The 22,291-nt window shown below is 39.4% G+C and carries 21 protein-coding genes and 1 pseudogene; 16 read left to right on the forward strand and 6 right to left on the reverse strand.

Annotation, left to right across the window (positions count from 1 at the left end; genetic code table 11):
- Positions 1-25 precede the first annotated feature (25 nt).
- On the reverse strand, positions 26-784 hold the full coding sequence (locus HRT50_RS07035) for a class I SAM-dependent methyltransferase (RefSeq protein ID WP_291612784.1): 759 nt from the start codon (positions 782-784) through the stop codon (positions 26-28).
- A gap of 146 nt (positions 785-930) precedes the next feature.
- Here HRT50_RS07035 and gloB point away from each other — a divergent pair, with 146 nt between their 5' ends.
- Both gloB and HRT50_RS07045 read left to right on the forward strand, forming a co-directional pair.
- A complete protein-coding gene (gene gloB, locus HRT50_RS07040) occupies positions 931-1,728 on the forward strand; it encodes a hydroxyacylglutathione hydrolase (RefSeq protein WP_291612786.1) in 798 nt (265 codons plus the stop codon).
- Between the two features lie 94 nt (positions 1,729-1,822).
- Positions 1,823-3,454 carry a LysM peptidoglycan-binding domain-containing protein gene (locus tag HRT50_RS07045; RefSeq protein WP_291612788.1) on the forward strand — a complete coding sequence of 544 codons (1,632 nt, stop codon included), beginning with the start codon at positions 1,823-1,825 and terminating at the stop codon, positions 3,452-3,454.
- Positions 3,455-3,589: 135 nt separating this feature from the next.
- On the opposite strand, the gene HRT50_RS07050 is transcribed toward HRT50_RS07045, so the two are convergent.
- The gene (locus HRT50_RS07050) at positions 3,590-4,087 is read right to left on the reverse strand and encodes a hypothetical protein (RefSeq protein WP_291612790.1); all 498 of its coding nucleotides are present in this window, start codon (positions 4,085-4,087) and stop codon (positions 3,590-3,592) included.
- A 760-nt stretch (positions 4,088-4,847) separates the two neighbouring features.
- On the opposite strand from HRT50_RS07050, the gene ccoN reads away from it, so the two are divergent.
- From ccoN to uspE, 10 genes are all read left to right on the forward strand, one after another.
- A complete protein-coding gene (gene ccoN / locus HRT50_RS07055) occupies positions 4,848-6,272 on the forward strand; it encodes a cytochrome-c oxidase, cbb3-type subunit I (RefSeq protein ID WP_291612792.1) in 1,425 nt (474 codons plus the stop codon).
- An 11-nt stretch (positions 6,273-6,283) separates the two neighbouring features.
- Complete coding sequence (ccoO, locus tag HRT50_RS07060; RefSeq protein WP_291612793.1) at positions 6,284-6,928, forward strand: cytochrome-c oxidase, cbb3-type subunit II; 645 nt, start codon at positions 6,284-6,286, stop codon at positions 6,926-6,928.
- Between the two features lie 11 nt (positions 6,929-6,939).
- Positions 6,940-7,143, forward strand: coding sequence for a cbb3-type cytochrome c oxidase subunit 3 (locus tag HRT50_RS07065; protein ID WP_291612795.1), 204 nt, complete (start codon positions 6,940-6,942; stop codon positions 7,141-7,143).
- Positions 7,136-8,107, forward strand: a complete 972-nt coding sequence (gene ccoP, locus HRT50_RS07070; protein WP_291612797.1) for a cytochrome-c oxidase, cbb3-type subunit III — start codon at positions 7,136-7,138, stop codon at positions 8,105-8,107. Before HRT50_RS07065 ends, ccoP begins: the two co-directional genes overlap by 8 nt.
- 558 nt (positions 8,108-8,665) lie before the next feature.
- Positions 8,666-9,160: a FixH family protein gene (locus HRT50_RS07075; RefSeq protein WP_291612799.1), complete on the forward strand. Its 495-nt coding sequence runs from the start codon at positions 8,666-8,668 to the stop codon at positions 9,158-9,160.
- 101 nt (positions 9,161-9,261) lie between these two features.
- On the forward strand, positions 9,262-11,703 hold the full coding sequence (locus tag HRT50_RS07080) for a heavy metal translocating P-type ATPase (protein WP_291612801.1): 2,442 nt from the start codon (positions 9,262-9,264) through the stop codon (positions 11,701-11,703).
- 59 nt (positions 11,704-11,762) lie between these two features.
- Entirely contained in the window at positions 11,763-11,984 is a 222-nt protein-coding gene (gene ccoS, locus HRT50_RS07085; protein ID WP_291612802.1) for a cbb3-type cytochrome oxidase assembly protein CcoS, read from the forward strand.
- Positions 11,981-12,730 carry a sulfite exporter TauE/SafE family protein gene (locus tag HRT50_RS07090; protein WP_291612803.1) on the forward strand — a complete coding sequence of 250 codons (750 nt, stop codon included), beginning with the start codon at positions 11,981-11,983 and terminating at the stop codon, positions 12,728-12,730. Before ccoS ends, HRT50_RS07090 begins: the two co-directional genes overlap by 4 nt.
- A gap of 54 nt (positions 12,731-12,784) precedes the next feature.
- Entirely contained in the window at positions 12,785-13,504 is a 720-nt protein-coding gene (locus HRT50_RS07095; RefSeq protein WP_291612805.1) for an FNR family transcription factor, read from the forward strand.
- A 166-nt stretch (positions 13,505-13,670) separates the two neighbouring features.
- The gene (uspE, locus tag HRT50_RS07100; RefSeq protein WP_291612807.1) at positions 13,671-14,618 is read left to right on the forward strand and encodes a universal stress protein UspE; all 948 of its coding nucleotides are present in this window, start codon (positions 13,671-13,673) and stop codon (positions 14,616-14,618) included.
- 85 nt (positions 14,619-14,703) lie between these two features.
- Here uspE and HRT50_RS07105 read toward each other — a convergent pair whose 3' ends face one another.
- The 4 genes from HRT50_RS07105 to HRT50_RS07120 all read right to left on the reverse strand — a co-directional run bounded on the left by HRT50_RS07105 (position 14,704) and on the right by HRT50_RS07120 (position 18,245).
- Entirely contained in the window at positions 14,704-15,684 is a 981-nt protein-coding gene (locus HRT50_RS07105) for a biotin-dependent carboxyltransferase family protein (protein WP_291612809.1), read from the reverse strand.
- A gap of 92 nt (positions 15,685-15,776) precedes the next feature.
- Positions 15,777-16,499 (reverse strand): 5-oxoprolinase subunit PxpB, encoded by a 723-nt coding sequence (gene pxpB / locus HRT50_RS07110; RefSeq protein ID WP_291612811.1) that lies wholly within the window; start codon positions 16,497-16,499, stop codon positions 15,777-15,779.
- Positions 16,500-16,514: 15 nt separating this feature from the next.
- The gene (locus tag HRT50_RS07115; RefSeq protein ID WP_291612823.1) at positions 16,515-17,240 is read right to left on the reverse strand and encodes a 5-oxoprolinase subunit PxpA; all 726 of its coding nucleotides are present in this window, start codon (positions 17,238-17,240) and stop codon (positions 16,515-16,517) included.
- 162 nt (positions 17,241-17,402) lie between these two features.
- Positions 17,403-18,245, reverse strand: a complete 843-nt coding sequence (locus HRT50_RS07120; RefSeq protein ID WP_291612813.1) for a 2OG-Fe(II) oxygenase family protein — start codon at positions 18,243-18,245, stop codon at positions 17,403-17,405.
- Between the two features lie 186 nt (positions 18,246-18,431).
- Between HRT50_RS07120 and HRT50_RS07125 the strand changes: the two genes are divergently transcribed.
- The 4 genes and pseudogenes from HRT50_RS07125 to deoD form a co-directional block, all read left to right on the forward strand.
- Entirely contained in the window at positions 18,432-19,424 is a 993-nt protein-coding gene (locus HRT50_RS07125) for a hypothetical protein (protein ID WP_291612815.1), read from the forward strand.
- A 256-nt stretch (positions 19,425-19,680) separates the two neighbouring features.
- Positions 19,681-20,598 carry an endonuclease/exonuclease/phosphatase family protein gene (locus HRT50_RS07130; protein ID WP_291612819.1) on the forward strand — a complete coding sequence of 306 codons (918 nt, stop codon included), beginning with the start codon at positions 19,681-19,683 and terminating at the stop codon, positions 20,596-20,598.
- 158 nt (positions 20,599-20,756) lie between these two features.
- Positions 20,757-21,764, forward strand: a complete 1,008-nt coding sequence (gene add / locus HRT50_RS07135; protein ID WP_291612820.1) for an adenosine deaminase — start codon at positions 20,757-20,759, stop codon at positions 21,762-21,764.
- Positions 21,765-22,141: 377 nt separating this feature from the next.
- Positions 22,142-22,255, forward strand: a pseudogene (gene deoD / locus HRT50_RS07140) (purine-nucleoside phosphorylase); the annotation flags it as partial.
- Positions 22,256-22,291 lie beyond the last annotated feature (36 nt).

The following is a 22,291-nucleotide window of genomic DNA, read 5'->3' on the forward strand; positions in this document are numbered from 1 at the left end:
GCCGCATAACGCGGCTTTTTTATAACTATTTATTATGTCTGGAAGTATTCTTATGCAAACGCATAGTAGGTACTTTTACCGGATTAAACTCTGGCCGTATTTTCCATTTAGGCTTAATTGGCGTTAGCGGCAAGACCCGCTTTTTGGCTACAATCACATAAACAGAGCCCAAAGCTGGCAAATAGTTTTTAGCAAAATTATGCCAACTACTATCTAAGGTGTCAGTGGTCAACTTTCCAGTTAAACCACTATGTAAAAAACGTTGGTCGGCTAAAATTTCAAAGCCCATTAAATGCAGCCAATCTTTGACTCGCATCGGAGAGAAAAAATGTTCATTCCAGGGTGTTTTACTGCGCCGGTAAGGTAACAGTCGGTTTAAGCCGACAAGACTTAACGGATTAAAACCGGTTAACACTAAATAGCCATTAGGGATCAACACCCTGTTAGCTTCACGTATCACATGGTGGGGATCAAGAGAGAACTCTAAAGCATGACTTAACAAACAAACGTCGACGCTATGTTCTTGCAAGGGTAAATCATCAAGATCACCAACAACATTTACTAAGCTACTTTTACTGCTGATACTTACTTGATGGTTTATAGTGCAATCATTTACCTCTATTTCACTACTTAATGCACCCAATTTAACTAAATGATAACCGAAGAATTTTTGCCACCAAGGTGCCAGCTCTTGCTCTATCGCTTTTTTAATGACTTCACCATTAGGTAAAGCCTGCCATGAGCTAGGATAATGCGGTTGTCGAAAAGCTAACGCTGGTTTCATAGAGTCTTCTTTTAGGTGTATTGTTTTAAGCGTATAATGAGGGTAATTGTTATCATGGTGCTAGCAAAACTGCGCATGCTAAACCTCATCAACAAAATAAATGTTTAACGAACTAAGTATATAACGAACTAAAGGTAAAATCTCCTATGTCTAACGCTCACCCTATGGTTACCGCAATCAATGCCTTTAATGATAATTACATTTGGGCGCTAGCGAGTAAAAAAAATAATCAAATCGCCCTAGTTGATCCGGGTGATGCAGCAGTATGTATTGACTATATAGAAAGAAATAATTTAACCCTTTCAGCCATTTTGATCACCCACCATCATAGCGATCATGTTGGCGGTATAGCAAAGCTACTTGAATATGCCAAAGCTAATGCCTGGTCAGTAACTGTTTATGGCCCCGCTAATGAGCGTATTGCTCAGCTTGATGTCACCCTCGAAGAAAACGATATCGTCACCTTAGCAGAGCTCAATTGTCAGTTAAACGTACTCGACCTTCCTGGTCATACTAAAGGCCACATTGCATATTATAACAATGACATGGTGTTTTGTGGCGACACCTTATTCTCGGGTGGTTGTGGTCGATTATTTGAAGGCACACCTGAGCAAATGCATAGTTCACTGACTAAGTTAGCAAACTTACCAAAAAGCACTCTAATCTACTGTGCGCATGAATATACCCAAGCAAACTTAGCCTTTGCTTTAGCCGTTGAGCCAGAAAACTGCGACCTGCATAACTATGCAGAACTGGTCAATTTCAAACGTCAACAAAGCCAAGCAACCATCCCAAGTAATATAGGGTTAGAGCGGAAAATCAATCCTTTTTTACGCTGCCAAGAACCAACTATTAAACATGCAGCACTAGCCTACACAAACCAAAAACAAGGTTCCGACAGTGACGTTTTTGCTGCCATTAGAGCATGGAAAGATAATTTCTAGCGGCTATGCTTGGACGGGATTTATTTTCACCCGCAAGTTAAATATGCTAATCTGCTGCATCGTTTTTCTTTCCCGCTGATTTTACTGGTTATTCATGAAGTATTTATTATTACCTGCTGTAGTTCTTTTAGCTGGCTGTCAAAGCCTCTCCCAAAGTGATAACGCCGACAGTGACTCCGGTGCTAACACGCATATTGAAACTGCCAATGCCGTTGAAATCCATCAAGCGCTATTAGCCGATGAAAGCATTGATGTGACCCACCCAATTGCTGATGTAGAGTTCTCTTTAAAAGATAAAGAATCCCTTGCCAAGAATGATATTTGGCCACGAATTCAAAGTCAACTTACTTTTGATATTCCAGAAGAAAAGCGCCTTATAGCCCAGCGTAATTGGTATGCTAAACATCCAAGTTACCTGAAGCGTGTCGCTAAACGCGCTGAGCCATTTCTTTATTATATTGTTGAAGAATTAGAAAAAAATGACATGCCCATTGAACTGGCGTTGTTACCTGTAGTTGAGAGCGCCTTTGACCCCTTTGCCTATTCTCACGGTCGCGCTTCAGGCATGTGGCAATTTGTCCCTGCCACGGGTGAACGCTTTGGCATGAAGCAAAACTGGTGGTATGACGGCCGAAGAGATATCGTTGCCTCAACCGAAGGTGCCATAAAATACCTTAAATATTTAAATAAATTTTTCGATGGCGACTGGATGTTAGCACTTGCAGCTTATAATTCAGGTGAAGGTCGAGTAAGAAATGCGGTTAGGAAAAATAAACGCTTAGGTAAACCTACCGATTTTTGGTCACTAGATTTACCTAAAGAAACCCGTGCTTATGTACCTAAATTATTAGCACTAGCCGATATTATAAAGCGCCCTGAAGATTTTAATTTAACACTTTACTCTATTGATAATAAAAGTGTTTTGAGTCTAGTCGATATTAAATCACAACTTGATTTAGCGAAAGCAGCAACCTTAGCCGGTTTATCATTAGCCGAGCTACAACGCTTAAACCCTGGCTTTAATCGTTGGGCAACCGATCCTGATGGCCCTCACCGCTTATTGTTACCTACACATACGGTAGAAAAATTTCAGCTAGGCTTAAGTAAGCTCAGTAAAAACGACCGTTTAGCATGGCAACGTTATAAAATTAAAAGCGGTGATAATTTAGGTGTTATCGCTAATAAATTTAATACCCGTGTTGATTTAATCCAGCAAGTTAACAACATCAAAGGTAATCAAATTCGTGCGGGTAAACACTTGCTTATCCCGGTAGCAGCGAAGTCACTCGACAGCTATGTTTTTTCGCAAGAGCAACGCATAGCCAAAAAACAAAGTAGACCGGGAAAAGGTATAAAAGTTACTCACACGGTAAAATCAGGTGATAACCTTTGGGACATAGGTCGTAAATATAAGGTCAATGGCAAAAGTATTGCTAAGTGGAACGGCTTTGCCCCAAGAGATACCTTAAAACTAGGTCAAAAACTCGTGATTTGGCAAAAGAATACCGCTAGCTATGCCAAGAGTAAAACTGGTAATAGGGTAGAAAATGCCATAATACGTAATATTACTTATAAGGTACGCCGTGGTGACTCTTTTGCTCGTATAGCAGATAAGTTTAATGTCCGTATCAGTGATATTGAACGCTGGAATAACCTTGATAGAAGTAAGTATTTACAACCTGGACAAAGATTAAAACTGTCGGTAGATGTTACCAATAATATTTAGGGCGGGACAGAGTCTATCTTCAAAAAAGCGAGCTATGTAGCTCGCTTTTTTCTTATGATTTTTTTTAGTGCTTTTAGTGAAATTAAAAAATATTCATTATCAATGCAAAAGATAAACCCTACAGAGTAAAGTAAACTATAACCGCTGGCTGGTAAAATCGACAAAAAATGTTTGAGTTTGTCCTGATATATCAGCGGTAATCCACAAACGCCACACCATCTGTTCATCACTACAACTGGCTAATAAGCTTTGCGCTAAGTAAACACCATCTTTGCCTGATTGTTCAAAAAAAACCGGCACCTTGCCCATAAACATATCCTTACCTTCTAGATAAGCAGTTATGTTAGTGGTGTTTTTCTTAGTAATTTGTTCCGATTGAGGTGATTCAGTTAATTCGATTAACTCTACTAATTCAATGAAAAAAGGTAATTCAGTTTTAACCTTATCTGATAAATATTGTTGCGAAAATTTAATACTAAAATTAGCAAGCTTGGTATTAACTTGGCATTGACTCTGACTGGCAATACACAATGGGACTAAGGGCTTTAGAGTATTAGCTGAGTCCTGTTCACTTACTGGCTTGCAAGCGCTAATGAGTAATAAAAAACCGACAAGGGGAAGTTGTTTTAGCACGTTAAAGCCTACCATTTATGACAAAGTAGTTATTATCCACTAACGCCAGTAAACTAGCCACTATTAGTCTTAGTTAACCAAAATACGGCTATAAGCCAATGATCCCGGCTAGTGAAACGGTAAAGCGAACGCTTTGAGGGCATACTCCTTATTATTATGTTGACTGCGATAATTCTTCAAAGCATAACATGGTCAGTTTTTTAGATTTTCGTCGTAAAAACTCAAGCCTACTGTTATAAAAACCTAAAATAACAACTCACTAGCCTCAACCTTATTGACCATAGACAGTTTAAAACAACTTGCTAAGAGCTAATTAACCATTAGCAATCATCTAGCTAACAACTAAATAGCCTTGCACTTTTAATTTACTGAAAAACGTCTATAAATAAGGTTACGGCTGTGCATTGTAATTTTTGTTCATTAATAAAAAGTAATCAGCACTGAATGTTTTCTAACCCATTGAGATACTTTTGTCTTTTTATTGTTCAGTTAATATCCACACATAATTTAGGTGTAATTATCTTTTGTTGATCTACATCAAATTTAAACGCGCATAGTTGTTGATTTATATCCTCCCCAAGGGGTAAAATTGCCGGGATTTTGACACATCTGCTTACAGCAGGGTGTCATATCTCACGGCTCAATGAGCAAACACACAGAGTTAGTATAACTTGTGTCCTATATCTAAGGCTTTTTTAACATTTAGATATTACAGCAAGAAGTACTTTCTGATTAATAATAACACTGCGGAATTCTTAACATGACCACAAGTAATACGTCAGCAGTAGACTACAACTTCGATGTTGTACGTCAGTTTACTGTAATGACTGTAATCTGGGGAATCGTTGGTACACTTGTAGGTGTACTTATCGCGGGACAATTAATTTGGCCTGCGTTAAACTTTGATACACCTTGGTTAACCTACTCCCGTCTTCGTCCACTTCATACTAATGCTGTAATTTTTGCTTTTGGTACAAGTGCTTTATTTGCCTCATCTTATTACATTGTACAACGTACCTGCCAAACACGACTGTTTGGCGGTAAGTTAGCGGCTTTTACCTTCTGGGGCTGGCAAGCAGTTATTGTAGCCGCAGTCATAACCTTACCTTTAGGTTATACCTCTACAAAAGAATACGCTGAGCTAGAATGGCCAATTGATATTCTCATAGCTGTGGTTTGGATTTGTTATGCCATTGTTTTCTTTGGTACCTTAATTAAGCGTAAAGTTTCGCATATTTACGTTGCCAACTGGTTCTTTGGTGCCTTTATTCTCGTTATTGCGGTTTTGCATATTGGTAACAGTATGGCGATACCTATTTCAGCAATGAAATCCTACTCTATATATTCTGGTGCTATCGATGCCATGATGCAGTGGTGGTATGGACATAATGCCGTTGGTTTCTTATTGACTGCTGGTTTCTTAGGTATGATGTATTACTTCGTGCCTAAACAAGCAGAGCGCCCAGTCTATTCTTATCGTTTATCCATTGTACATTTTTGGGCCTTAATCTCTCTTTATATTTGGGCCGGCCCTCATCACTTACATTACACGGCATTACCTGACTGGGTACAGACCGTTGGTATGACCATGTCTATCGTATTATTCCTGCCTTCATGGGGTGGTATGATCAACGGTATAATGACTCTTTCTGGTGCTTGGCATAAACTTCGTACTGACCCTATTTTACGTTTCTTAATTGTTTCTTTATCTTTCTACGGTATGTCTACCTTTGAAGGCCCAATGATGGCAATTAAATCAGTAAATGCTCTATCTCATTATACTGACTGGACTATTGGCCACGTTCATTCTGGTGCCCTAGGTTGGGTTGCCATGATATCAATTGGTGCTATGTACCATTTAATCCCAGTATTATTCAATCAGGGCCGTATGTTCAGCATTCGTCTGATTAACGTACATTTCTGGTTACACACTTCAGGCGTTGTACTGTATATCGTAGCGATGTGGATTTCAGGTGTCATGCAAGGGTTAATGTGGAGAGCTGTAAACAGTGACGGTACGTTAACGTACAGTTTTGTTGAGAGTTTAACCGCATCTTACCCCTTCTATTTTATGCGTTTCATCGGTGGGATTTTGGTCGTTGCTGGTTTCATATTAATGGCCTACAACATGTTTAAAACTATTTATGCGAAAGACGGAAGTCTTAAGCCTATTGAAGCAGAATAAGGAGAACAGACATGAAAAATGCACATGAAAAAGTTGAAAAAAACGTTGGCTTGTTCTTCTTGTTTACTGTCTTTGCGATCAGCATCGGTGGTTTAGTTGAAATTACGCCGTTATTCTTCCAAAAAGAATTGGCCCAACCGGTTGATAATTTAAAACCTTATACTGCCCTGCAAATGGAAGGACGTGACGTTTATATTCGTGAGGGTTGTCACGTATGTCATAGCCAAATGATCCGTCCATTTAGAGCAGAAACAGAACGTTACGGTCACTATAGTGTTGCCGGTGAACACGTTTGGGAACATCCATTTTTATGGGGTTCGAAACGTACTGGACCTGATTTAGCCCGTGTTGGTGGTCGTTACAGTGACGATTGGCACCTGGCTCATTTATTGGACCCTCGCTCGGTTGTACCTGAATCTAATATGCCCGCTTTTAAATGGCTAGCTGAAAACACCCTCGACGGTGAACTTACCAGGAAAAAGCTGGAAACATTCAATTGGTTAACAAGAAATCGTAGCCATAAAGATGAAGATGGTAACCGTATTAAGCTTTATTCTGATGAAACACTTGCCGCTGCTAAAGACGCAGTCAAGGGTAAAACAGAGATGGATGCCTTGATTGCTTATTTGCAATCCCTTGGCCATGCGTTGAAGTAACCGGAGTGATCATGGATTACGGAACACTTAGAGGGCTTGTTGCCCTCCTTATATTGGCCTTGTTTGTTATTATTGTCATGTGGTCTTATTCAAAAAAACGGAGTGCTGCATTTGATGATATTGCTAACTCTATTTTTGAAGAAGATGAACTAAACAAGCAAACAAAACAAAGCCATATTGATACAAACAACAAGCAGGAGACTAATAATGTCTAGCTTCTGGAATATATGGGTTTGGGTGCTTACTCTGGGCTCACTCGTAGGTTGCTTTCTATTACTACGCTGGTGTTTAAATGACCACACTGGCGTTGAAGAAGGTGAGTCTATGGGGCACTCCTTCGATGGTATAGAAGAATTAAATAATCCACTACCAAAATGGTGGAGCACATTTTTCTTGTTAACCATTATTTGGGCATTTGGTTATCTTGCACTTTATGGTTTAGGTAGCTGGGGTGGACTTTTAGGTTGGAAAAGCTCGAACCAAGGTATACTAAACCTCGCTGAATCAAAAGCCAAAACAGCAGCGTCTTTAACTGAAGGCTCTAACTTTTTAGTTCAATATGACCGCGAAGTAGCTGCTGCCGATACTAAATATGGTCCTATTTTCGATGCTTACGCTGCGCGTAGTATTGAAGATTTAGCTACGGATGAGAAAGCATTAAAAGTAGGCCAACGCTTATTTATTCAAAATTGTTCTCAATGTCATGGTTCTGATGCCCGCGGTACAACAGGCTTCCCTAACCTAACCGATAACGATTGGTTATATGGTGGTAGTCCTGAAACCATTAAAGAAACTATTATGCATGGTCGTATAGCATCAGGCATGATGGCTTGGGAAGGCGCATTAGGCGGCGAGCAAGGTGTTAAAGAAGTTGCCGCTTACGTTATCAGCTTAAGTGGTCGTTCTGTTGACCCTGTGTTAGCGAAAGCAGGTAAAGGTAAGTTTGCCTTGTGTGCTGGTTGTCATGGCTCTGAGGGTCAAGGTAGCTTAGCGTTAGGTTTACCCATGGGCGCACCTAACTTAAGTGATAACATCTGGTTATATGGTGGTTCAAAACGTGTAATTGAAGAGTCTATTCGTTATGGTCGTGCTGGTGTTATGCCGCCATGGAAAGACATTCTAGGTGAAGAAAAGGTTCACCTAATTAGTGCTTATGTTTATAGTCTTTCTCAAGATTAATAACTCACATCGCTGATATTGAACGGTAGCTCACAGTCATCATGACAATGTGCATCCTGCATTGTCTAGTAAGCTACATCCGTGTAGCATCATGTGATCGCGAAGTACCGTTCATCCTGAACATAAACCCTTGGTTACACATTGTAACCAAGGGTTTTTTATGTCTTTTAATAATACCAAGCGGATTAATATATTGGTCAGCTTAGAGCTACATTAGCGAGCTTAAAACAAGCAAAAAGAGTTAAACATAGTTAGTCTATATTTCATTCCTTTTGTGATGTTATCAGTTTGCTAATGAGCTCCCAAAGGGCGAGTTTAAAAGGCTTACATACCGCGTTATTAATTTTGACAAGGACGCTACAGGGATGTTGCTTAATAGATAATGCAGGAGCTTATTCTCCTGAATGACCATTCAATCAATGCCTTGCCTCTAAGCCTTTTAGTTCTCGCTAAGTGAATAATAAATTATTCCGCTTGGTATAAGTAGAAAACTAGCTGACAGTTGAGAAAAAAGGTATAATGTCGCCCCATATTCTACTGTCAAAAATAAGCTACTTTATGAAAACCTCTTGGTACCGCGAGCCTTGGGCTTGGTTAGTTTTTATCCTTCCTTTTACTGCTGTTGTAGCAGGTATTGCTACTTACATTATTGCTAATACTGATGCTGACACCTTAGTGGTAGGCGATTATTATAAAAAAGGCAAAGCTATTAATTTACAGGTCGGTAAAGTAAAAATGGCACAAAAACTGGGAATGCGCTTTGCGCTTCAGTTAAAGGGGAATGAATTAATAATCAAACCAACGGGTATTGAAAAAACCTTTCCTTTAATCAATGTTAATTTTTTTCACCCTACTCTTGAAGAGAGAGACTTTTATCTAGCATTGACGCCTGATGGCAATGGCCATTTCAGACACCACTTTGAGCAAGAGGTTAGCGGAAAATGGAAGCTGACAATAAGTCCTTTTGAAGGTCATTGGAAAATTCAAGACACCATTACTTTGCCACAAAGTGATTTTATCGATTTAATTCCAAACCCGATTAAAGCCCAGTAAAGCCTCAACGAGTTAGACTCCTCTATACATATCGACATTGAATTATTATAGTGAGCACGTTATCGCTCACTATTTATTCCCAGATCTTAAGAAAGTAAGCCATGACTAGCAAATGTTTTCACTGCGATGAAGCAATCCCCTCAGGTATTAACCTGTTTGTTACCATTAATCACGAACCACAAATAATGTGTTGTGTTGGTTGCCAAGCGGTAGCTCAAACCATTGTCGATAATGGCTTAACGCAATATTATGCCGTAAGAACTGAACCTGCGCATAAAAGCCAACCTTTAGTGCCTGAACAATTGCAAAAGCATAAATTACTTGATGAAGCCGTATTACAAAGTGAGTTTGTTTTTCAAGGTGATAGTCAAGATAAAGAGAATAAAGAGGCGATATTAAGTATTGATGGTATAAGTTGTGCTGCCTGTGCTTGGCTTATCGAGATGAAGCTAGGGACATTAACCGGTTTACTCAGTATTAACGTTAATGCCACTAGCCAAAGAGCAACGGTTAAATGGCGAGATAGTGCGATAAAATTAAGTGCTATTTTATTAGCTATCGAAAACATTGGCTATCAAGCACTGCCCTTTAAAGCCAATGATGCAGAATTAAACAACAAAAAACAAAGTAAAGCTTTTGTCAAACGTTTAGGCATTAGCGGTATTTTATTGATGCAAATCATGATGATAGCTTTCGGCCTTTATTTTGGTGCCTTTACTGATATGGCTGAACACAATAAAGTCTATTTACGCTGGGTCAGCTTTATCTTGGCAACGCCTATTATTTGTTATGGTGCATTGCCCTTTTACACCGGGGCAATAAAAGCCCTTAAAGCAAAGCGTTTATCCATGGATGTACCTGTCTCCATTGCCATTATTTTAGCCTTTACCGCCAGCGCTTGGGCAACAATTACCCAGCAAGGGGAAGTGTACTTTGAGTCTGTTGCCATGTTCACCTTTCTGCTGCTTATCGGTAAATTCTTAGAATTTAGAGCCCGTTCGCGTGCCGCGCAAGTCTCTGCTAACTTATTAAAATTAATGCCAATGACGGCGACCAAAGTCATCACTGTAAGCAATAATGTAGACACGCAAAGCAAAGAAGTATTGGTCGCAGCAAAACAGTTGATTAAAGGCGATATCGTGATTATAAAGCCTGGAGAAGTAGTCCCTGCTGATGGTGTTATTACCTCAGGTGATAGTCAATTAAATGAGGCTATGCTCTCAGGCGAGCAATTACCTATCAGTAAAACAATCAATGACAGTGTTTTCGCTGGCACACTAAACGGTGACGGCAATATTACCGTACAAGTGAAACAAGCGACTAACCAATCATTTTTAAGCCAACTAATTCGTTTAAGTGAGGAAGCACAAGCGCACAAACCAAAGATAGCCCAGTTATCGGATAAAATAGCTCAGTACTTTGTTGCCCTTATTCTATTAACCTCTATTGCTACGGCGATTTATTGGCAGCAACATATGCCAGAAGAAGCATTTTGGATTACCCTTTCCGTTTTAGTTGCCACCTGCCCTTGTGCACTTTCTTTAGCAACACCTACTGCCTTAACGTGTGCAACCACACGGTTAAATCGTGCTGGCATTATGGTTAAAGGCGGCCATGTTATGGAAACCATGCCGAAAATAAATTGCTTTGCTTTTGATAAAACAGGCACCTTGACTACAGGTGAATTTACCATTGATAAGGTTGAGTTAATCGATAACGACTCAAACTATAGCCAAGAACAAGTACTCGTCATTGCTGCTGCATTAGAAGCTTACTCAGAACACCCTATTGCCAAGCCTTTTACCGAGCATAGAGATTACAGCCTAACGGCAAAACAAGTGAAAGTTCACTCCGGCCAAGGTGTTAGCGGTACTATTGATAAAATAAATTATGCCATTGGTAAATTGTCTTGGTTGAAAGAAAGTGCTCAACTCGAACATAGCCAGGCTAAGCCTTTATCAGGTACCAGCTGTCTGTTGATGGCTAATAAGCAAATTATTGCGGCCTTTTACTTAGTTGATAAAATTCGTGAACAAGCCTTTGAAACAATATCTAGTCTAAATAAGCAAAGCAAAACCTTATTGTTATCGGGTGATAGTCAAATTGCGTGTGACAATTTAGCACTAACCCTGCCCATTAATACCGTGTTGGGTGGTTTGACTGCCCAAGATAAAATGCAGCAAATTAAATCTGCCCAAGAGCAAGGTTTCAAAGTCGCCATGATCGGGGATGGTGTTAACGACTCGCCGGTATTTGGTGCAGCACATGTATCTATTGCCATGGGCTGTGGTGCAGATATTACTAAAAGTGGCGCAGATGCCATATTGCTTAATAATAAACTAAGCAACATCAATATCTTGATAGAAGTATCTCGCCGAACGCGTCGAATAGTCATCCAAAATTACTTATGGGCCTTTGGATATAATGCTATTGTATTACCCCTAGCTGTGACAGGTTATATAACACCTTATATGGCAGTAATTGGCATGTCAGCTAGCTCGATTTTAGTGATTAGTAATTCACTACGCTTGCTTAAAGAATAAAATCATCAGCGGAGCTAACCAGTCCACTTAGTTATCAATGTAGTATTAGTGAGTAAAATATGAGCATTATGTATATATTAATTCCTGTCGCTGCTTTATTAACCGCATTAGCGATATACCTGCTTCTCTGGGCAGTGAAAGCTGAACAATTTGATGACCTTGAGAAGCAAGGCATGAGTATTCTTTTCGATGATGAACCAGTAAATAACATCAGCAAAGAAAAGCAAGAGGGTGAAATAGAAAACAGTACAAAACAACCGGAAACCTCAAGTAAACAATGAGCTTAGATCTGTTTTCCGCTTTTATCATCGGCTTACTCGGCTCAGGTCACTGTTTAGCCATGTGTGGTGGCATTACCACTATGCTCACTTCAGCTATTGATAAGCCTGCAAATCTGCACACGGCTAAAGCCAGCGACCAAGGCGATATCCCGGTTAATGTAACTTCATCACAGCCAAGCTGCTCACCCTATGCCTTTCGCTTGAACTTAGTCTTTTTTTACCATATTGGGCGTATTGCTAGTTATTGTTTAATTGGCGCAATCGTCGGTTTCACAGGCTCAATTGCCGCTAAAAACATTGGTATACCTATCGCCGGTTTACGTTTGGTTGCTGCCTTATTTCTCATTTTACTGGGTTTATATATTGGAAAATGGCTTTTATGGCTCAACCGCATTGAAGCACTAGGTAAAGGTTTATGGGGTTATTTATCGCCAATGGCTAAACATGTTATTCCTGTTGATAATCGCAAAAAAGCCCTTGCTTTAGGTGCTTTATGGGGCTGGTTACCTTGTGGCTTGGTATATTCAACCCTCACCTGGGCACTTGCTAGTGGCAGTAGCTTAACCGGCGCCAATATCATGCTTTTTTTCGGTTTAGGGACTTTACCGGCCTTAATCGCATTATCACTTGGTATCGGTAGTATAAAAAAACTACTGGTTAATTTAGCCTTTCGAAAGGCCATGGCTATCTCTCTTATCGGCTATGGTATATATAGTTTTACTGTTGCATTTCAACTAATCTTCTAATAACATATACTTGCCTTAAAGTTAGTAAAAATAGCTACATCAAAGAGTAATATCATGCAAAATAAAAGTTGTCCTGCGACACAACATATCAACTGCCAAAACTGTAGTATTAGTGAGCTATGTTTACCGTTTACTTTAAATGATAAAGAACTTGATACCCTTGATAATATAATTGACCGTAAGCGCCCTATTCATAAAGGCGATAAAATTTTTCATGATGGTCAAGAATTACATGCTTTATATGCGATACGCTCAGGCACATTTAAAACGTTTACCGTTAATCAACATGGCGAAGAACAAATTACTGGCTTTCATTTAGCTGGCGATTTACTTGGTTTTGATGCCATTGCTGAAAACTCTCACCCTAGTTTTGCCCAAGCACTAGAAACCTCGATGGTTTGTGAGATCCCTTATGCAAACTTAGATGAATTATCTAATACTATGCCTAAGCTTAAAAAGCAGGTATTACGTTTGATGAGTAACGAAATTAAAACCGATCAGGAAATGCTTACCCTACTAAATAGAAAGAATGCTGAACAACGTGTCGCTACTTTTATCGTCAGCTTAAGTGAGCGTTATCATGCCCGTGGTTTATCTGCGTCAGAGTTTCGCTTAACCATGACCCGCAGTGACATTGGTAATTATATTGGTTTAACCGTTGAAACTATTAGCCGTTTATTAAATCGCTTTCATAAAAGTGGCTTAATCAAAGTCGATGGTAAATTAATTGTAATACTAGATAACGACAAACTTTGCGAAACCGCTGCGCTATAACTCTTCACCTATCTCCTTGCTATGGTTTATTTTGATTAAGAAATAATTAAGCCATAGCAAAACTAAGCTTAACTAATCTTGATTTAAAACAAGCATTAACTTGTCAACTTTGCTATAAATAACGTAACGCAATTAAACTTTACTATTTAGCTTGCCAGAGGTTGCCATGGACATGTATCAAAATATCCTTGTTGTGATTGATCCGACAACAGAAGACCAAAAAGCCCTTAAAAGAGCCATTGAGCTTGCCTCAAGAATTAATACAGCTCAGCCTGAACAGCAGATAAAAATAACTGCTTTTTTTAGCATTTTTGATTTCTCTTATGAGATGACCACTATTTTATCCAGTGGCGAGCGCGATACCATGCGCCAAATGGTTATTAAAGAAAAACAACTTTGGCTAGATGATGTTATCTCAGCCACGAATAGCCAAATAGACATCACCAGCCAAGTGGTTTGGCATAACCGCCCTTTTGAAGCCATCATTCAGCAAGTCATTGAACATAACTATGATCTTGTCATGAAAGGTACACATCAACATGATAAATTCAAATCGGTAATCTTTACCCCTACCGATTGGCATATTTTGAGAAAGTGTCCTTGTCCGGTATTACTGGTTAAAGAGCATGAATGGCCGCAGCAAGGTAATATATTAGCAGCGCTCAACGTTGGTAGTGATGAGACTGAACACTTATCTTTAAACAATACTATTACCAAACAAGCAAAAAATATTGCTCAGTTAATTACCGCTAATGTGCACTTAGTTAACTCTTACCCTGGTACCCCAGTAAATATTGCTATTGAAATCCCAGAGTTTGATGCCAGCGAATACAATAATGCCATGCAAACACACCATAAAGAGGCAATGAGCCAGCACGCTAATAGCTTTGATATTCCTTTAACTAACACTCATGTTGAAGAAGGGTTACCGGAAACAGTTATTGAGCAAGTAGCCTTAAAAATTGATGCCGAATTAGTTATTTTAGGCACTGTTGGTCGCACGGGAATTTCCGCAGCGCTGATAGGGAATACGGCAGAGCATGTCATTGACCAGCTAAATTGTGATGTACTGGCACTTAAACCCGACGGTTATGTGTCACCACTTGCTGATTAAACTTACATTGGCAATTAATATTAAAACGAAGGGCAAACCTAATAAGTTAGCCCTTTTCTATATACTTCGCTTAATATTTTCTTTGCTACAAACTAATAAGCTGTGTTTGGTTAAAGCGACTTAAATTAAGATGAAAGATGTTATCGGCTTTTGACATAGAAATAGGCTCAAAACGCACGCGATCACCTTGACGTAATTGCGCAAGCTTAGCGCAATCTGTTGAAATAACAGCACCTATTTTAGGATAACCACCAATAGTTTGCCTGTCATTAAGTAATACGATTGGCTGACCGTCTGCCGGTATTTGTACCGCGCCATAACAAATCCCTTCGGATAAAATCCCCTTAATATCTGCCTTTACCGCTCGCCCCTGCAAACGATAACCCATACGGTCCCAGTGTTTACTGACTTGATACTCATTAGCAAAGAACAGTTTTTTCTCTATCGCCGAGAAATACCGCTGCTGATAACTTAATATTGTGTGTAACACCACCTCATTGGTATAGTGTGGTTGCTGATGCTCAGCTAACATTAGCTGTTTGAGCTTATTGTCATCTCTCAACATGATGTGGCAGGGTAAGACATCATTGACGGCGAGTTTATCGCCATTTAAGCCACCTACTGACTCTCGACATACTGTAGCTGTACTGCCAAAGCTGGCTTTAATAACAAAGCCACCCGCTACCGCTAAATAACAACGTACACCAACGGGGGCATAAGCTAATTTTATAGTATCCCCTGCTTTAACAGAAAAACTTTGCCACAGTAATCTTTGCTGACCATTGAGTGTCAGCGGCATGGGGGCACCAGTAACGGCAATGACACAATCAACTTGTGCGGTTAACTCTAAGCCGCCTAAATTAATTTCAATGGCTGTGCAATTGAGTTCATTACCACAAAGTCTATTTGCCCAGTTAAAGGCTAACGAGTCAGCCGGACCGCCATTGGTTAGCCCTAAATTAAAAGCGCCATATCGGCCTGAGTCTTGAACCAAGCTCAACACGCCAGCGTTAGTGACTAAAAGTCCCAACTCGTTATTACTCGCTTTAGCTATTACCTTAGTCATAAATATAAGTCATACGGCTATTACCTTCATTTCAGCACTCATCTGCACTCGCTTAACCATTTTTAATTGAGTATTAGCTATCTTCCTAAACATCAAGGTAACTTACCGCCTAACTTCACATACTGCTGTTTATCAATGGCGACAAACTTAACTCTATCACCTACCGCAACCGTCATTATTGGCTCTGCTTGAGCATTAAACATATCAAGTGGACATAAAGCTATGATATTCCAACCACCTGGGGACTCGGCTGGATAGACCGCTGTTTGTCTATCAGCAATAGCGACAGCGCCTTTTGGGACTTTTAATCTAGGTGTAGCTAATCTTGGCATAGCAATGCGCTTATCGACTTCCCCTAAATAAGCAAACCCTGGCGCAAAGCCGATGGCATAAACACGATATTCTTGACCTTGATGCAAGGCAATTACTTGCTCGACACTCAGCTTGGCGCGCTTGGCAATACGCGCCAAATCCAGACCCGATTCGAGTGAATAATAAGCCGGCAGCTCAATTAACCTACCCGGTCTACTATTGCTGTTGTCGCATTGCTTTAATAATTTTTTAAGTTTGTTGCGTAGATGATGGTGGTCAATTTCAAGTAAATTAAACACTACTAAAATAGAGGCATATGATGGGATAAGATCAACAATTTCTGCTGATAAATGTTGACGAATAAGCTGTTCGGCTTGGTGAACCTTGCTGCTGATTTCAGGGGTAATAACTGCCGTTGCTTGCCCATTGTCAGAAAAGTAAAGTATCAGAGCATTTTCACCGGCAGCTTCCAATCTAATATTGTCATTTATATGTGTGGACATCAGCTACCTTCAATATTAGCGCAGCAGAGTTTTAATTTCGCCAATGGCTTGTACACCAGCAATATTATCACCATGAACACAGATGCTATCTACATTAAGCTTAAGTACTTTACCTGATAAGGTAGTAACCGTGCCTTGCTCTGTTAACTGCTTAACTTGCGCTAGCATGGCTACTTTAGTTAAAACAGCACCTGCTTGGCTGCGAGCTAATAACCTGCCGTCATCATCGTAACAGCGATCGGCAAAGGCTTCCGCATATACTGAAATACCAAATTCATTCGCTTGTGCTTTAAACGCCGCCAACTCAGGCGTAGCTTGTAACATCAAGGTTAGTTTCTTCGGATATTGACTTAACGCCGCTAAGATAGCGGTAAATACTTCAGCTTTAGCCATCATATCGTTATAAAGTGCACCATGCGGTTTTACATAATCTATCGACAACCCTTGTGCGCTTGCCATACCGTCAATAGCTGCGACTTGATAATGCATAAGAGCAATAATTTCCTCAGAGGAGCAAGCCATTGAACGTCGACCAAAACCAACCAAATCTGGATAGCTTGGATGAGCACCAATAGCTACTTGATGTTGCTTAGCGAGTGCTAATGTTTTTTGCATCACTAAGGGATCACCGCCATGAAAACCGCAGGCAATATTGGCTTGGTCAATATAAGGCATAACCTCACTATCGTGTCCCATAGTCCATGCACCAAAGCTTTCACCTAAATCACAGTTTAATTTTATCTTCATCATCAAATCAATCGAACATATTGTTATAAAAGATTATATACCCAAAACAAGTGCTTAAAATAGAAACTTCTCTGGTGTTGATTGCAAAAATAAAAAAGCCAATAAGTGGCGACACTTATTGGCTAAACATTTATACCGCTGAGAAATGTGGTTAAGTTAAACTTTTACGCCTAACTCACGTAAACGCTCTAGTAAATAACTGGCTTGAGTATGTTGCTCAGATAACACCACTTCGCTACGTGGATGTAAAAATAAAGGCAAAGAAATGCGAGATTTATCACTGCCCTTACCTGTAGGATTAATTACGCGATGGCTTGTTGATGGAAAATAACCACCCGATGCTTCTTGTAACATATCGCCAATATTAATAATTAGATTGCCAAAATCAGAAGGTACATCCATCCATTCGCCATCTTGACCTTGCACTTGCAAACCTGGCTCGTTAGCTGCGGGTAATATAGTTAATAAGTTAATATCTTCATGGGCAGCGGCTCTAACCGCGCCCGCTTCCTCATCACCGGTAAGTGGTGGGTAATGCAATATGCGCAATAAGGTATTCGGGGTATCTTTAATCATATGAGATAAAGCTTCAGCATACTTTTCAGCAACATCAGCTGGAGAGTGCACTTCTACCCAGTCCAGTAACTCAGCTGCCAGCAGTGATGTTAATCGATAATATTCAAGAATTTCTTCTTTAAGCGCTTCAGGAATACGGCCCCAAGGATAAACATGAAAATATTCTTTAATATCTTTTTTACTATGACCTTTAGCCGTTTCAGATATCTCAGCAGAAAAATAGCCATCTTGCTTCTCTGGATCAAAAGCAAATGAATGCTTCTCTTCACTTAAGAAAAATTCTTGCCAATTTTTATAAATTGACTCAACTAAACTTTGTTTGATTGGGTGATTAATAAGTACGCCAAAACCTGTATCACGTAAACTTTTCACAAATTTTTCAGCTGCGTCTTTCGCTGTGTAATCGACAACTTGTACTTGCATAATTTAATTCTCTTTGAAGATAACTCTTTAAACCAATGAATATATTTTACTCTTTTATCGGTTTTGTTCAACAGTCTCAAGCCAAAAACCTGACCAAATGGTCATTTAAAGTATAAAGAAAACTTGCAAAAATTACCGTCATTCGCTAGCTTAACTTTTCTTCTTGGTATATTGAAAGGACTATTGATGATTATCAGTCTTAATTTATGGCGAAAAACCTGTTACTTCCTCGCTTTTTTATATTTATCCACGGTTAGCTCAATACTATGGGCACAAACAGTGGTTGTGCTGGCCGACACGCCATACAGCGATAAAGAGAAGCTGATGTTGCAAGGCCCTAATGGCATATTATATCGTCTGATCAAAGAAACAAATCCCAGTGTAGTGATGCACCTTGGTGATTTTAAAAGTGGTGGCAAGTCATGCACTGACGCCTTATTAAACGAACATAAAGCACTATTAGCGCAAACCTATCCCGGTAGAATTATCTACACACCTGGCGACAATGATTGGACTGATTGTGATCGTACTACGTTACCTTACAGCTTTAATGAGTTAGAAAGACTCGATTTTTTAATCAAATTAATGTTTAAAACACCGCCACTATTAACCAATAATTTAAGCTCGATTACGAGCCAAGCAACACAAATAGAAAACAAGCTTTGGATTAATGACCGCTTAGCAATCAGTACACTTCACCTCGTTGGCACCAGTAACGGTCGTGTTCATATTGGTATGTCTGATCAAGAAAGTGCCATCAAAGCCGTGAATAAGCGAGACAAAGCTAACCTTGCTTGGCTGAAAAACATTGCAGCGCAAGCAAATAAATTTGATGCCGTAATCATCGGCTTTCAAGCAGATATTTATCAACAAAAAGTATTACAAAGTGGTGTCTGTGACAGTACATCGTTAAAGACATGTGATGCTTTTTCTGTCTATCGGCAAGCTTTTGAACAGTTAGCCAAACGAATCAATAAGCCGGTATTAATTGCCCACGGTGATACCGGAGAATTTTGTTTTGAAAAATTAGACCATAACCTTTGGCATTTAAATGCTGCTGGAGACTTTCAGTATTTAGATGCGACCAAGGTTAGCTTTAATAAAGCATCATCTGAACAACCATTTATAGTAAACGGCCTGATTAATCCTAACCTGCCAAATATTGGTTGTAATAACTAATCTACTTTTGAAATAGTATTTGGTTGTTTGTTAACGTAGAACTAGTGTAACCTTGCATTTAACAACGATTCCTGACCGAATGGTTAGATAAAAGACAGGCTGATAATTTTACTTAATAAAGCTTATCTGTTTATTTTGATATTGAGATACAGCCTAGTTGCGAATACCGAAGAGAAAAAAAACATAGTGGCTGCTTAGTATTAGATACAGCACGGCTGAGTAAAAATTAAGCACTAAATTCACAAGAGATGTTCTAATGAAAGTTTTGATGAGAAATTCGACCTTTACCACACTAACACTGATCTTTGCTCTATGTAGCAGTTTTATAGCTCAAGCTAATGAGATCAAAGTTGCCTCATGGAACATCGCTTGGTTAGGCTCTCATGAGTATAACCAACGTAGTGAAGCTGATTACCAACAACTAGCAAATTATGCCAAGCAACTTGATGCTGATGTTATTGCCCTGCAGGAAGTTGAAAGCGAGTACTGGGCGCGCAAAGTGTTTGGCGATGACTATGATTATTACTTTTCTACTAAAGATTGGGTACAACGTGTTGGTGTAGCTGTTAAAAAATCACAAGGTTTTACCGTTGAAGCCAAGGAATATAAAGCACTCGATGTTGGCAAAGTACGACATGGTATGGATGTTACCTTAACCAGAAATGGTAAAACTTTGCATTTACTGGCGGTACATCTAAAATCGGGCTGTTTCACCGACCCATTAGATAGCAACAGTATCAATGCCATGCCAAGTACCTCTGATAAAGAAGTTAGACGTAAGGAAGCCTGTGAAAAACTTAGTCGACAAATAGCACCGTTAGAAAAATGGCTTGATTTACACGCTGCACAGGATGCTGCTTATATTGTCTTAGGCGATTTCAACCGTCGCTTCTCTCAAGACATTGCCTTAAAGTACTCTGAGAATAAAGGCTTATGGCAAGCATTAAATGGTGCAGGTCAAACTTCGCTGTGGACACCAACAACGACAATTAACTCTGATTGTTGGGGCGGCTATTATAAAGATTACATAGATCATATTCTTTTTAGCCCCAAAGCGAAAAAGTCATATATTGATGCTTCATTTGAGCAACTGGTTTTCAAGCCAAAGTACACTAAAGAGTTATCACAAAACTTAAGCGATCACTGCCCTATTTCGGTAAAGCTTAGCATTTAAATTTTCTCATCGATTATCTAATGAATGGGCTCTATAATTAACAAAAATAACGAGTTGGTAACCTTTATAATTAATGTAGCAAGTTAATGCGAATAGCTAATATAAATAATTATGTAAATGATTTACCAACTCAGTTTTCACAGTCAGGACTTTTTATCATGTTTAACAAGCAACTTCCCCTCGTTGATATACATCGCCACTTAGACGGCAATATCCGCCCAAAGACCATTTGGCAGCTAGCACAGAAGAACAATATCAAACTACCTGAGAATAACTTCGAGTCGTTTCTTCCTCACGTGCAAATCACTGACAGTGAAGCTGACTTACTTGCCTTTTTGAAAAAACTTGATTGGGGGGTTGGTGTATTAAAATCTCTTGATGACGTTGTCCGCATTGGTTTTGAGAATGTTGAAGATGTTTACAACGCTAACATTGATTATGCCGAATTACGATTTTCGCCTTATTACATCGCCATGACACACAAGCTACCAATAGAAGGTGTGGTTGAAGCGATTATTGCCGGGGTAAACCAAGGCAGAGAAAAATTTAATACCAAAATAAATCTAATCGGCATCTTAAGCCGTACCTTTGGTGTTGAACATTGTCAAAGTGAACTCAATGGCCTACTCGCTTATAAAGATGATTTAGTTGCGGTCGATCTAGCCGGTGACGAGTACAACTTTCCAGGAACACTGTTTGAAAACCATTTCAAGCAAGTAAGAGATGCTGGCTTGAATGTCAGTGTACATGCTGGAGAAGCAGCGGGACCTGAAAGTGTTTGGCACGCTATTGAAAAGTTAGGCGCAACACGTATTGGTCATGGTGTCGCTTGTGTTAATGATCAAAAGTTAATGGATTATATGCGCGATCATCAAATTAGTATTGAATCCTGTCTAACGTCAAATTATCAAACTGGTACCATCAAAGACTTGGCAACACATCCAGTAAAAACCTTTTTAGCAAACGACCTTATGGTTTGTTTGAATACTGATGACCCTGCGGTTGAAAATATTGAGCTTGGCGGTGAATTTGAAGTGGCAAGTAAAGTACTAGGACTTGATGCTGAGCAAATAAGTCAGTTACAGCGTAATGCGGTGCAAATGAGCTTCTTATCAGCAGAAGAAAAGAAAGCTCTTATAGATATTAAACAAAGTCCTAAGGAATAAAAGCAAATAAGTAATAGTGCTGACTGACAACTTAAGTAACTTAGAACAACATTGGCTACTTGAAGGATTGTTAACTTAGCATTATTATTAATCGTACCTTGTTTATTGCTAAATAAGCACTTTACGGTAGCGTTAAATCAGTACAAAAAACAAAAATAACATCAACTTTATCAGTAAAAAATCCTTGATAGCAGCATGAATGATTCTATTCTGGCTAGAAACTTACTGAGTTATACCGTTTTCATTAAGTTTGTAAGCAAGTTGTACCTAGGAAAAACAAATCAGAGCAACGCCGCTTTGGTGAATTTTAACCAGTACAAGTGAACAATAATTTAGTGGAATGGGTATTAAACTTAAACATTAAAAGGATAACTCTTATGCCAACCCCTCATATTGAAGCTCAACCAGGTGATTTCGCAGAAACAGTGTTAATGCCAGGCGATCCACTTAGAGCCAAGTTTATTGCCGATAATTTTCTCGATGACGTAAAGTGAGTCACTAAACTACCTAACATGTATCGTTACACT

The sequence above is a fragment of the Colwellia sp. genome, from assembly GCF_013215345.1.
Lineage (GTDB): Bacteria > Pseudomonadota > Gammaproteobacteria > Enterobacterales > Alteromonadaceae > Colwellia.